10 protein-coding genes are annotated in these 12,900 nt (G+C 64.4%); all 10 read left to right on the top strand.

What is annotated here, in order from left to right; all coding sequences use genetic code 11:
* Positions 1-162: 162 nt before the first annotated feature.
* The 10 genes from zapE (at position 163) to J2R78_RS15605 (ending at position 12,881) form a co-directional block, all read left to right on the top strand.
* A complete protein-coding gene (zapE, locus tag J2R78_RS15650) occupies positions 163-1,350 on the top strand; it encodes a cell division protein ZapE (RefSeq protein WP_253605463.1) in 1,188 nt (395 codons plus the stop codon).
* 236 nt (positions 1,351-1,586) lie between these two features.
* Positions 1,587-2,555 (top strand): malate dehydrogenase, encoded by a 969-nt coding sequence (gene mdh, locus J2R78_RS15645; RefSeq protein ID WP_028336306.1) that lies wholly within the window; start codon positions 1,587-1,589, stop codon positions 2,553-2,555.
* A gap of 161 nt (positions 2,556-2,716) precedes the next feature.
* Positions 2,717-3,913: an ADP-forming succinate--CoA ligase subunit beta gene (gene sucC / locus J2R78_RS15640; RefSeq protein WP_253605461.1), complete on the top strand. Its 1,197-nt coding sequence runs from the start codon at positions 2,717-2,719 to the stop codon at positions 3,911-3,913.
* A 2-nt stretch (positions 3,914-3,915) separates the two neighbouring features.
* Entirely contained in the window at positions 3,916-4,392 is a 477-nt protein-coding gene (locus J2R78_RS15635) for a DUF1579 family protein (RefSeq protein ID WP_057020925.1), read from the top strand.
* Positions 4,393-4,487: 95 nt separating this feature from the next.
* Positions 4,488-5,369, top strand: coding sequence for a succinate--CoA ligase subunit alpha (sucD, locus tag J2R78_RS15630; protein ID WP_028340814.1), 882 nt, complete (start codon positions 4,488-4,490; stop codon positions 5,367-5,369).
* A 255-nt stretch (positions 5,370-5,624) separates the two neighbouring features.
* Entirely contained in the window at positions 5,625-8,585 is a 2,961-nt protein-coding gene (locus tag J2R78_RS15625) for a 2-oxoglutarate dehydrogenase E1 component (protein WP_225645265.1), read from the top strand.
* 167 nt (positions 8,586-8,752) lie between these two features.
* Positions 8,753-9,994, top strand: coding sequence for a 2-oxoglutarate dehydrogenase complex dihydrolipoyllysine-residue succinyltransferase (gene odhB, locus J2R78_RS15620; RefSeq protein WP_253605459.1), 1,242 nt, complete (start codon positions 8,753-8,755; stop codon positions 9,992-9,994).
* 72 nt (positions 9,995-10,066) lie between these two features.
* Positions 10,067-10,816, top strand: coding sequence for an SDR family oxidoreductase (locus J2R78_RS15615; RefSeq protein WP_028336311.1), 750 nt, complete (start codon positions 10,067-10,069; stop codon positions 10,814-10,816).
* Between the two features lie 84 nt (positions 10,817-10,900).
* The gene (lpdA, locus tag J2R78_RS15610; RefSeq protein WP_253605457.1) at positions 10,901-12,301 is read left to right on the top strand and encodes a dihydrolipoyl dehydrogenase; all 1,401 of its coding nucleotides are present in this window, start codon (positions 10,901-10,903) and stop codon (positions 12,299-12,301) included.
* 40 nt (positions 12,302-12,341) lie between these two features.
* Positions 12,342-12,881: a hypothetical protein gene (locus tag J2R78_RS15605; protein WP_225163860.1), complete on the top strand. Its 540-nt coding sequence runs from the start codon at positions 12,342-12,344 to the stop codon at positions 12,879-12,881.
* Positions 12,882-12,900: the final 19 nt, after the last annotated feature.

Below are 12,900 nucleotides of genomic sequence, written 5' to 3'. Positions count from 1 at the left end.
GTGAGGGGGTACGGGTCCGTCGATAGAGCGCGTCGGGTGGTGAGAGCCCCTCACCCCAGCCCTCTCCCCGCAAGAGCGGGGCGAGGGAGAGGAAAGTGCATACCCCACTGGCACAATTCACGGCTTGCAATTTGCCGCACACTAGGGCCGTAAGGTGGGCTCATGCTGTCCACCTCGCCCAGTTCCTTTCTCGAGCTCTACAAATCCCTGGTCGCCTCCGGCGCGATCGAGGCCGATCCCGCCCAGGCCCGCGCCGCCGAGGCATTCGGCGCGCTGGATGAGCGGCTCGCGAGCTACAAGCCGCAGCGCAAGCAAGGCCTGTTCGGGCGGCTGTTCGGCGGCGACAAGGACGACAAGCCGCCGCGCGGGCTCTACGTGCATGGCGAGGTCGGCCGCGGCAAGACCATGCTGATGGATCTGTTCTTCCAGCAGAGCCCGGTCGAGCACAAGCGCCGCGCGCACTTCCACGAATTCATGGCCGAGGCGCATGAGCGCATCTACGGCTGCCGTCAGCAGATCGCGCGCGGCGAGATCTCGGACGGCGACGTGATCGCGCTCACCGCGCAGGCGATCTTCGACGAAGCCTGGCTGCTCTGCTTCGACGAATTTCACGTCACCGACATCGCCGATGCGATGATCCTCGGCCGGCTGTTCGCAAAGCTGTTCGAACTCGGCACCGTCGTGGTCGCGACCTCGAACGTTGCGCCTGACGATCTCTACAAGGGCGGGCTCAATCGCGCGCTGTTCCTGCCGTTTATCGCGCAGATCTCCGACCACATGGATGTGCTGCGGCTCGATGCGCGCACCGACTTCCGGCTGGAGAAACTCGTCGGCGTCAAGATGTGGCTGGTGCCCGCAGATGACGCGGCCGATGCCGCGCTCAACGCGGCCTGGCGCAAGATGACCGGCAATGCGCCGTGCAAGGCGCGCCTCATTCCGATCAAGGGACGCATCCTGAACGTGCCCTGCTCGGCGCACGGCGTCGCGCGCTTCAGCTTCATGGACATCTGCGAGAAGCCGCTGGCCGCGTCCGACTATCTCAGGCTCGCGCACGACTACCATACGATCCTGATCGACCACATTCCGGTGATGGACTACGCCGAGCGCAATGCCGCCAAGCGTTTCATTTCGCTGATCGACACGCTCTATGACAATGCCGTGAAGCTGATGGCCTCGGCCGAGGCCGATCCGGTGTCGCTGTACCTTGCGACCGAAGGCGTCGAGGCGATGGAGTTCAAGCGCACGTCCTCGCGCCTGATCGAAATGAGCTCGGAATCCTACCTGGCGCTGCCGCACGGCCGGAAGGACTCCTCCGCGAGCGGCGCGTCGACCGGCCTGGTCGAGACCTAAGCTGTCATTCCGGGGTGGTGCGCAGCACCGAACCCGGAATCTCGCGCCCCAATCTCCGGATTCCGGGTTCGCGCTTCGCGCGCCCCGGAACGACGATGCCGTGGCATGCCTGATCGAATTCCAGGCAGGGCCCGCAATCGGGCAGGCCGCGACTTGAATGGATCATTCGAAAGGGATAACCACCCTTGCAACCGACTTCCCTCCCTCCCGTACACAGTTCAAAGGACTGATTTCCCATGGCACGCGACAAGATTGCTCTGATTGGCTCCGGACAGATCGGCGGAACGCTGGCGCACCTCGTCGGCCTCAAGGAACTCGGAGACGTCGTGCTGTTCGATATTGCCGAGGGCGTGCCGCAGGGCAAAGCGCTCGACATCGCGCAGTCGTCGCCGGTCGACGGTTTCGATTCCAATCTGGTCGGCGCCAATTCCTATGAAGCGCTCGACGGCGCCAAGGTCTGCATCGTCACCGCCGGCGTGCCGCGCAAGCCCGGCATGAGCCGCGACGATCTCCTCTCCATCAACCTCAAGGTCATGGAGCAGGTCGGCGCCGGCATCAAGAAGTACGCGCCCGACGCCTTCGTCATCTGCATCACCAACCCGCTCGACGCCATGGTGTGGGCGCTGCAGAAGGCCTCGGGCCTGCCGCACAAGAAGGTGGTCGGCATGGCCGGCGTGCTCGACTCCGCGCGTTTCCGCTATTTCCTGGCCGACGAATTCCACGTCTCGGTCGAGGACGTCACCGCCTTCGTGCTCGGCGGCCATGGCGACACCATGGTGCCGCTGACGCGCTACTCGACCGTCGCCGGCATTCCGCTGCCGGACCTCGTCAAGATGGGCTGGACCTCGCAGGCGCGCATCGATGAGATCGTCGATCGCACCCGCAACGGCGGCGCCGAGATCGTCAACCTGCTCAAGACCGGCTCCGCCTTCTACGCGCCGGCTGCGTCCGCGATCGCGATGGCCGAGAGCTACCTGAAGGACAAGAAGCGCGTGCTGCCCTGCGCCGCCTATCTCAACGGCGAGTACGGCGTGAAGGACATGTATGTCGGCGTGCCGGTCGTGGTCGGCGCCAAGGGTGTCGAGCGCATCGTCGAGATCGAACTGGCGGGCAAGGACCGCGAGGCTTTCGACAAGTCGGTCGGTGCGGTGCAGGGCCTGGTCGACGCCTGCAAGAAGATCGCGCCCGATCTGCTCGGCAAGTAATCTCGATTGGCAATGACCCGATAGGCGGTTTCAATCGCCTGTCGGGTGCAAGGCGATGAAATTCCGGCGGATTTTTTAGTTGCGCGAGCTTTGGTATATGGTATGCCAGTCTCAAGGCTGACGTAAAAGGTCGCCGCACGAGGGTTTGGGAGCGTCTTTCCATGAATATCCATGAATACCAGGCCAAGGCTTTGCTGCATGAATTCGGCGTGCCGATCTCGCGCGGCGTGCCGGTGCTGAAGCCGGAAGAGGCCGACGCGGCGGCCAAGCAGCTGCCCGGCCCGATCTGGGTGGTGAAGAGCCAGATCCATGCCGGCGGCCGCGGCAAGGGCAAGTTCAAGGAAGCATCGGCCGGCGACAAGGGCGGCGTCCGCATCGCCAAGTCGGCCGCCGAGGTCGCCGAATTCGCCAAGCAGATGCTCGGCGCGACGCTGGTCACGGTGCAGACCGGTCCGCACGGCAAGCAGGTCAATCGCCTCTACATCGAGGAAGGCTCCGACATCGACAAGGAGTTCTACCTCTCGATCCTGGTCAATCGCGAGACCTCCGAAATTTCCTTCGTGGTGTCGACCGAAGGCGGCGTGAATATCGAAGAGGTCGCGCATTCGACCCCGGAAAAGATCGTCTCGTTCTCGGTCGATCCCGCGACCGGCATCATGCCGCATCACGGCCGCACCGTTGCCAAGGCGCTGCAGCTGACCGGCGATCTCGCCAAGCAGGCCGAGAAGCTGACCGGCCAGCTCTATGCCGCCTTCGCCGCCAAGGACATGGCGATGCTCGAGATCAATCCGCTCGTCGTCACCAAGCAGGGCCAGCTCCGCGTGCTCGACGCCAAGGTGTCGTTCGACAGCAACGCGCTCTATCGTCATCCGGACGTGGTCGCGCTGCGCGACGAGACCGAGGAAGACGCCAAGGAGATCGAGGCGTCGAAATACGACCTCAACTACGTCGCGCTCGACGGCACGATCGGCTGCATGGTCAACGGCGCCGGCCTCGCCATGGCGACCATGGACATTATCAAGCTGTACGGCATGGAGCCGGCGAACTTCCTCGACGTCGGCGGCGGCGCCAGCGTGGAGAAGGTCGCGGCCGCGTTCAAGATCATCACCGCCGATCCGAACGTGAAGGGCATCCTGGTCAACATCTTCGGCGGCATCATGAAGTGCGACGTGATCGCCGAGGGCGTGGTCGCCGCGGTGAAGCAGGTCGGCCTCAAGGTTCCGCTGGTGGTGCGCCTCGAAGGCACCAATGTCGAGCAGGGCAAGAAGATCATCCGTGAGAGCGGCCTCAACGTTCTGCCCGCCGACAACCTCGATGACGCTGCACAGAAGATCGTGAAAGCCGTCAAGGGAGGCTAACGATGGCCGATCATCTCGACGCTCCGACACCGCTGGACGAACACCGCAAGCTCGCGGCGTTTGCGGGCGAGTGGAGCGGCGAAGAGATGGTCTATCCGTCGCGCTGGACCGCGGGCGGTCCGGCCACCTCGCAGGTCGTTGCGCGCATCGCGCTCAACGGCTTCTACCTGATCCAGGACAGCGTGCAGACCCGCGACGGCAAGGAGAGCTTCGCCACCCACGGCGTGTTCACCTACGACCGCGACGATCGGGCCTACAAATTGTTCTGGCACGACTCGCTCGGCTACTACCCGCCATCACCGGCGTCCGGTGGCTGGGCGGGCAAGTCGCTGATCCTGGTGCGCGGCTCGCTGCGCGGCAATGCCCGTCACGTCTACGAGGTCGTCGACGACAACACCTACAACATGAAAATCCAGTTCTCGCCTGACGCGGAAGGGTGGGCCGACGTGCTCACCGGCGTGTACCGGCGTATTCACTGAGCATGATCCGGAAAAGTGGTCTCCGGTTTTCCGACAAGATCATGCTCAAACCATAGAGTCCCATCACCGATCGTCTCGCGAAAGCATCTCGAACCATGTCCATTCTGATCGACAAGAACACCAAGGTCATCTGCCAGGGCTTCACCGGCAAGAACGGCACGTTCCATTCGGAAGCGGCGATCGCTTACGGCACCAAGATGGTCGGCGGCGTGGCGCCGGGCAAAGGCGGCTCGACCCATCTCAACCTGCCGGTGTTCGACACCGTCGCCGAAGCGCGCGAGAAGACCGGCGCCGACGCCAGCGTGGTCTATGTCCCGCCGCCGGGCGCAGCCGACGCGATCTGCGAGGCGATCGATGCGGAAATCCCGCTGATCGTCTGCATCACCGAGGGCATCCCGGTGCTCGACATGGTGCGCGTGAAGCGCTCGCTGTCGGGCTCGAAGTCGCGGCTGATCGGGCCGAACTGCCCCGGCGTGATGACCGCCGGCGAATGCAAGATCGGCATCATGCCGGCCAACATCTTCAAGCCCGGCTCGGTCGGCATCGTCTCCCGCTCCGGCACCCTGACCTATGAGGCGGTGTTCCAGACCACCCAGGAGGGCCTCGGCCAGACCACCGCGGTCGGCATCGGTGGCGACCCGGTCAAGGGCACCGAGTTCATCGACATGCTGGAGATGTTCCTGGCCGACGAGAAGACCAAGTCGATCGTGATGATCGGCGAAATCGGCGGCTCCGCCGAGGAAGACGCCGCCCAGTTCCTCAAGGACGAGGCCAAGCGCGGCCGCAAGAAGCCGATGGTCGGCTTCATTGCCGGTGTCACCGCACCTCCCGGCCGCCGCATGGGCCATGCTGGCGCCATCATCTCGGGCGGCAAGGGCGACGCCGGTTCCAAGACCGCGGCGATGGAAGCCGCCGGCATCAGGGTGTCGCCGTCGCCGGCGCGCCTCGGGCATACGCTCGCGGAGATGCTGAAGTAACCGCCGTCCGGCGAGTTCCCTTCGAGGTTTGGCGTGATTTGGGGCGGGTTCTCCTTGGGGAACCCGCTTTTTTATTGCGTTTTGGTGCCGAAATGCCAATCAATAAAAAATGAAAATGTATTCATTTCTTAGTTCTTTTAGGCAGGAATATCTGTCCTAGATAGGGTAAAGGGTATCAATCCAGCCGGCGCACTTCCAGACCGGCACCAGCGCCGTCTTCTACGCGCGAACCGAAAAAAATCACCAGGACTGCCCATGTCTCGCCAAGACGCGAACGCCGCTTTTGCACTCTCATCATTCCTGCAGGGCACCAACGCCGCCTACATCGACGACCTCTACGCCCGCTACGAGCAGGACCCGTCGTCGGTCGACGCCGAATGGCAGGATTTCTTCAAAAGCCTGAAGGACGCTCCGGCCGACGTCCAGAAGAACGCCGAGGGCGCCTCGTGGGGCCGTGACAACTGGCCGGTGACGCCGCGCGACGAGCTGACCTCGGCGCTCGACGGCAACTGGGCCCAGGTCGAGAAGGCGGTCGGCACCAAGCTCGCGGCCAAGGCGCAGGCCAAGGGCGTCGAGCTGTCCGATGCCGATGTCCATCAGGCCACCCGCGATTCGGTTCGCGCGCTGATGCTGATCCGCGCCTACCGCATGCGGGGCCATTTCCACGCCAAGCTCGATCCGCTCGGCATCGAGGCGCCGCGCGACCGCGAGGAGCTCGATCCGCGCTCCTATGGCTTCACCGAGGCGGACTTCGATCGCAAGATATTCCTCGACCACGTGCTCGGGCTCGAATACGGCACGCTGCGCGAGATCGTGCAGATCTGCGAACGCACCTACTGCCAGACGCTCGGCGTCGAATTCATGCACATCTCGAACGCCGCGCAGAAGGCGTGGATCCAGGAGCGCATCGAGGGGCCGGACAAGGAGATCTCGTTCACGCCCGAGGGACGCCGCGCGATCCTCAACAAGCTGATCGAGGCGGACGGCTTCGAGAAGTTCTGCGACACCAAGTTCACCGGCACCAAGCGCTTCGGTCTCGACGGCGGTGAATCGCTGATCCCGGCGCTCGAGCAGATCATCAAGCGCGGCGGCAATCTCGGCGTGAAGGAGATCGTGGTCGGCATGCCGCATCGCGGCCGTCTCAACGTGCTGACCCAGGTGATGGGCAAGCCGCACCGTGCGCTGTTCCATGAGTTCAAGGGCGGTTCGGCCAACCCCGACTCGGTCGAAGGCTCGGGCGACGTCAAGTATCACCTCGGCGCCTCCTCGGACCGCGAGTTCGACGGCAACAACATCCATCTGTCGCTGACCGCAAACCCGTCGCATCTCGAGATCGTTGATCCGGTCGTGATGGGCAAGGTGCGCGCCAAGCAGGACCAGCACGGCGATCCGCCGGATATGCGCATCTCCGTGCTGCCGCTGCTGATGCATGGCGATGCGGCATTCGCGGGCCAGGGCGTGGTGGCTGAATGCTTCAGCCTGTCCGACCTGAAGGGCTATCGCACCGGCGGCTCGCTGCATTTCATCGTCAACAACCAGATCGGCTTCACCACCTATCCGCGCTATTCGCGCTCGTCGCCCTATCCGTCCGACGTGGCGAAGATGATCGATGCGCCGATCTTCCACGTGAATGGCGACGATCCGGAGGCCGTGGTGTTCGCGGCCAAGGTCGCGATCGAGTTCCGGCAGAAATTCCACAAGCCGGTCGTCATCGACATGTTCTGCTACCGGCGCCACGGCCACAACGAGGGCGACGAGCCGGCCTTCACCCAGCCGGTGATGTACAAGAAGATCGCTTCTCACCCGTCAACGCTGGAGATCTACGCCAAGCGGCTGGTCGCTGACGGCGTGTTGACCGAGGGCGAGGTCGAGAAGGCCAAGGCCGACTGGCGCGCGCGGCTCGACGCCGAGCTCGAAGCCGGCGCCGGCTACAAGCCGAACAAGGCCGACTGGCTCGACGGCAAGTGGGCAGGCTTCAAGATTGCTGACCAGGAAGAAGACGCCCGCCGCGGCGTCACCGGCGTCGATGTCGCCGTTCTCAAGGATATCGGCCGCAAGATCACCAAGGTGCCGGACGGCTTCCGCGTCCACCGCACCATCCAGCGTTTCCTCGACAATCGCGCCAAGGCGATCGATAGCGGTGTCGGGATCGACTGGGCCACCGGCGAGGCCCTGGCATTCTGCACGCTGCTGCAGGAAGGCCATCATGTGCGGCTGTCCGGCCAGGATTCCGAGCGCGGGACCTTCTCGCAGCGCCATTCAGTGCTGATCGACCAGGAGGACGAGAGCCGCTACACGCCGTTCAACCATCTCGGCGGCGAAGACACCGGCCACTACGAGGTCATCAACTCGCTGCTGTCGGAAGAGGCGGTGCTTGGCTTCGAATACGGCTACTCGCTGGCCGAGCCGAATGCGCTGGCGCTCTGGGAAGCGCAGTTCGGCGACTTCGCCAACGGCGCGCAGGTGGTGTTCGACCAGTTCATCTCCTCGGGCGAACGCAAGTGGTTGCGCATGTCGGGCCTCGTCTGCCTGCTGCCGCACGGCTACGAGGGACAGGGGCCGGAGCACTCCTCCGCGCGCCTCGAGCGTTACCTGCAGATGTGCGCCGAAGACAACATGCAGGTGGTCAATCCGACCACGCCGGCGAACTACTTCCACGTGCTGCGGCGCCAGCTGCATCGCGAGATCCGCAAGCCGCTGATCCTGATGACGCCGAAGTCGCTGCTGCGCCACAAGCGCGCCGTGTCGCAGCTCGAGGAGCTCGGCAAGAACGCCACGTTCCATCGCATCCTGTACGATGACGCGCAGATGCTGCCGGACGAGAAGATCAAGCTGGTGCCGGACGACAAGATCCGCCGCGTCGTGCTGTGCTCCGGCAAGGTCTACTACGATCTCTACGAGGAGCGTGAGAAGCGCGACATCGACGACATCTATCTGATGCGCGTCGAGCAGCTCTATCCGGTGCCGCTGAAGGCGCTGGTGCAGGAGCTCGGCCGCTTCAAGAACGCCGAGGTGGTCTGGTGCCAGGAAGAGCCGCGCAATATGGGCTCCTGGCACTTCATCGAGCCCTATCTGGAATGGGTGCTCAACCAGATCCACGCACCCAACAGGCGTCCGCGCTATGCCGGCCGTCCGGCATCGGCGGCAACGGCGACCGGCCTAATGTCGAAACATCTGGCGCAGCTCAAGGCGCTGCTCGACGACGCACTGAACTAACGACTTTCATTGAAGCCATGCCCCGCGAATGCGGGGCATCCGGTATCCCGCGTCATCCAGCAGAAGTGCTGTCGTCACGGAGTACCGGATCGCTCGCTTTGCGGGCGGTGGCGGACAAGTTTCACGACCGCAAATTTTGCGACCGCAGGGTTATCGAGGAAAAGACCATGACTGAAATTCGCGTTCCAACGCTCGGCGAATCCGTGACCGAGGCCACGATCGGCCGCTGGTTCAAGAAGGCCGGTGAAGCCGTCGCGGTGGACGAGCCGTTGGTGGAGCTGGAGACCGACAAGGTCACCATCGAGGTGCCCGCGCCGGTGGCCGGTACGCTCGGCGAGATCATCGCCAAGGACGGCGAGACGGTCGCCGTCGGCGCGCTGCTCGGACAGATCAATGACGGCGCCGCTCCGGCCGCCAAGCCGGCTGCTGCGGCTCCCGCCAAGGCCGCCGCACCGGCTGCCGCTGCTGCGCCGGCTGCTGCCGCTGCGCCGAAGGCGCCGCCGCCGGATGCGCCGCTGGCACCCTCGGTCCGCAAGCTGTCCGCTGAAAGCGGCATCGATGCGTCCGCCGTTCCGGGCTCGGGCAAGGACGGCCGCGTGACCAAGGGCGACATGCTGGCCGCGATCGAGAAGGCCGCCTCGGCGCCGACCCCGGTCAACCAGCCGGCCGCCGCCGTTCAGGTTCGTGCGCCGTCGCCGGCGGACGACGCCGCGCGCGAGGAGCGCGTGAAGATGACCCGGCTGCGCCAGACCATCGCGCGCCGCCTCAAGGACGTGCAGAACACCGCCGCGATGCTGACGACCTTCAACGAGGTCGACATGACCGAGGTGATGAAGCTGCGGGCCCTCTACAAGGACACGTTCGAGAAGAAACACGGCTCGAAGCTCGGCTTCATGGGCTTCTTCACTAAGGCGGTCGTGCAGGGGCTAAAGGACATTCCGGCGGTCAACGCCGAAATCGACGGCTCTGACCTGATCTACAAGAACTACTATCACATCGGCGTTGCGGTCGGCACCGACCGCGGCCTCGTGGTGCCTGTGGTGCGCGACTGCGACCACAAGTCGATCGCCGAGATCGAGAAGTCGATCGCCGACTACGGCCGCCGCGCCCGCGACGGCCAGCTCAAGATCGACGAGATGCAGGGCGGCACCTTCACCATCACCAATGGCGGCATCTACGGTTCGCTGATGTCGACGCCGATCCTGAATGCGCCGCAGTCCGGCATCCTCGGCATGCACAAGATCCAGGAGCGGCCGATGGTGGTCGGCGGCAAGATCGAGGTGCGCCCGATGATGTATCTGGCGCTGTCCTACGATCACCGTGTCATCGACGGCAAGGAAGCGGTTACCTTCCTGGTGCGTGTGAAGGAGAGCCTGGAGGATCCGGCCCGCCTGGTGCTGGACCTCTAAGGTCGTATCGCGCGCGGCGTCCGATCGGCTCGGGCGCCGCGATCTGTTGGTTGCTCACATTTGGGGATCAAAGTGACGGATAAGGTCGTTGTCATCACCGGCGGCAGCCGCGGCATCGGCCGCGCCACCGCGCTCGCTGCCGCCGCGCGCGGCTATCGCATCGTGGTCGGCTATGCATCCAACAAGACCGCGGCGGACGAGGTCGTCGCCGCGATCGAAGCCAGGAACGGCAAGGCGATCGCGGTGAAATGCGATGTCGGCAGCGAGCAGGACATCCTGGCGCTGTTCAAGGCGGCCGACGGCTTCGGCACGCTCGGCGCGCTCGTCAACAATGCCGGCATCGTCGGCAAGAGCGGCGTGCGTGTCGACGAGATGTCGGCCGAGCGTATCCAGCAGATGATGGCAGTGAATGTCACCGGCAGCATCCTGTGTGCGCGCGAGGCGGTGAAGCGCATGTCGACCAAGCACGGCGGCAAGGGCGGCGTCATCGTCAACCTGTCCTCGGTGGCGGCGAAGCTCGGCGCGCCCAACACCTATGTCGACTATGCCGCCTCCAAGGGCGCGATCGATTCCTTCACGATCGGCCTCGGCTACGAAGTCGCGAATGAGGGCATCCGCGTCGCCGGCATCCGGCCCGGACTGATCGACACCGACATCCACGCCGCCGGCGGCGAGCCCGATCGCGCCCACCGGCTTGCCCATATGGTGCCGATGAAGCGTGTCGGCACCGCCGATGAAATCGCCAACGCCATCGTCTGGCTGATCTCGGACGAGGCTTCCTATGTCACCAGCGCGATCCTCGACGTGTCGGGCGGTCGCTAGCACGCGATCAAGAGCGGGCGGCGGTCTGCCGTCACGATCGCGCCCGCGCAATTGTCACAGAGCTTAGCTACAGGATCTTCTATCATGGCTTCTTACGATCTCGTCGTCATCGGCACCGGCCCGGGCGGATATGTCTGCGCGATCCGCGCGGCGCAACTCGGCATGAAGGTCGCCGTCGTCGAGAAGGACGCGACGCTGGGCGGCACTTGCCTCAACGTCGGCTGCATGCCGTCGAAAGCGCTGCTGCACGCCTCCGAGATGTTCGAGGAAGCCGGGCACTCCTTTGCCAAGATGGGTGTCAGTGTCCCGGCGCCGAAGCTCGATCTGCCCGCGATGATGAACTTCAAGCAGCAGGGCATCGACGGCAACGTCAAGGGCGTCGAGTTCTTGATGAAGAAGAACAAGATCGACGTGCTCAAGGGCACCGGCAAGATCCTGGGCGCCGGCAAGGTCGAGGTCTCCGGCGACGGCAAGTCCGAGACCGTCGAGACCAGGAACATCGTGATCGCCACCGGCTCCGATATCGCCCGCCTGAAGGGCATCGACATCGACGAGAAGCGCATCGTGTCCTCGACTGGCGCGCTGTCGCTGGAGAAGGTGCCGGAGAAATTGCTGATCATCGGCGCGGGGGTGATCGGGCTCGAGCTTGGCTCGGTCTGGCGGCGTCTCGGTGCGGACGTCATGGTCGTGGAATTCCTCGACCGCATCCTGCCCGGCATGGACGGCGAGGTGGCAAAGCAATTTCAGCGCATGCTCGAGAAGCAGGGCTTCGTCTTCAAGCTCGGCGCCAAGGTCACCGCGGTCGATAGCTCCGGCAAGACGCTGCAGGCCAAGGTCGAGCCGGCCGCCGGCGGCGCTGCGGAAACCATCGAAGCCGACGTCGTGCTCGTCTGCATCGGCCGGGTGCCCTACACCGAGGGCCTCGGGCTGAAGGAAGCCGGCGTTGCGCTCGACGATCGCGGCCGCGTCGAGATCGACGCGCACTTCTCGACCAACGTGAAGGGCATCTACGCGATCGGCGACGTCGTGGCCGGGCCGATGCTCGCGCACAAGGCGGAAGACGAAGGCGTTGCCTGTGCGGAGATCATCGCGGGCCAGGCCGGCCACGTGAACTACGACGTCATTCCAGGTGTTGTGTATACCACGCCGGAAGTGTCGTCGGTCGGCAAGACCGAGGAAGATCTCAAGCAGGCCGGCGTCGCGTACACCGTCGGCAAATTCCCGTTCACGGCAAACGGCCGGTCCAAGGTCAATCAGACCACCGACGGCTTCGTGAAAATTCTCGCAGATGCGAAGACGGATCGGGTGCTTGGCGTCCACATTGTCGGCCGCGAAGCCGGCGAAATGATCCACGAAGCCTGCGTTCTGATGGAATTCGGCGGATCGGCCGAGGATCTGGCACGCACCTGCCACGCGCACCCGACCCGTTCGGAGGCGATCAAGGAAGCCGCGCTTGCGGTGGGCAAGCGCGCCATCCATATGTGATGATCGAAAGTCCGGCGTCAGCCGGGTTGAGATCATAGCGATGCTGCGCCGCCTGCTTCAGCCGTTCTGGGTCCTGCTTGCGATCATCTTCCTGGTCGAGGCCTGGCTATGGGACCATCTCGAGCCGATCGTGGCGCGAGCGGTGGCGTGGATTCCGCTCCGCGCGCTCAAGCAATGGCTTGCCGACCGGGTCGATTCGCTGTCGCCGGCGATGACCCTGATTGTCTTCGTCGTGCCGGTGATCCCGCTGTTTCCGCTCAAGCTGATCGGGCTCTGGCTGCTGGCGAACCAATACTGGTTCAGTGCGGTCTCGCTGATCCTGTTCGCCAAGTTCGTCGGCGTCGGCGTGACGGCCTTCCTGTTCGACGTGACGCGGCCGAAACTGCTGGAGATGCCCTGGTTCGAGGCGCTCTATAATTTCGTGATGGCGCTGCGGGCCAAGGCCACGGCGCTGGTCGAGCCGATCAAGCGGCGCATTCGCGAGATGATCAGTGGCGACGGCGAGGGCTGGGCGGCGCGCACGCTGCGCGTGATCGCGCGCTTCCGCAAAAGCGTGCATCAGACCAGCAAGCCTCTTTGATCAAAACTTTCTATTCCGT

Source organism: Bradyrhizobium sp. USDA 4538 (genome assembly GCF_024171045.1).
GTDB lineage: Bacteria > Pseudomonadota > Alphaproteobacteria > Rhizobiales > Xanthobacteraceae > Bradyrhizobium > Bradyrhizobium australafricanum.
The sequence above is the reverse complement of the archived record's forward strand: the minus strand, read 5'-3'. Positions and strand labels throughout refer to the sequence as shown.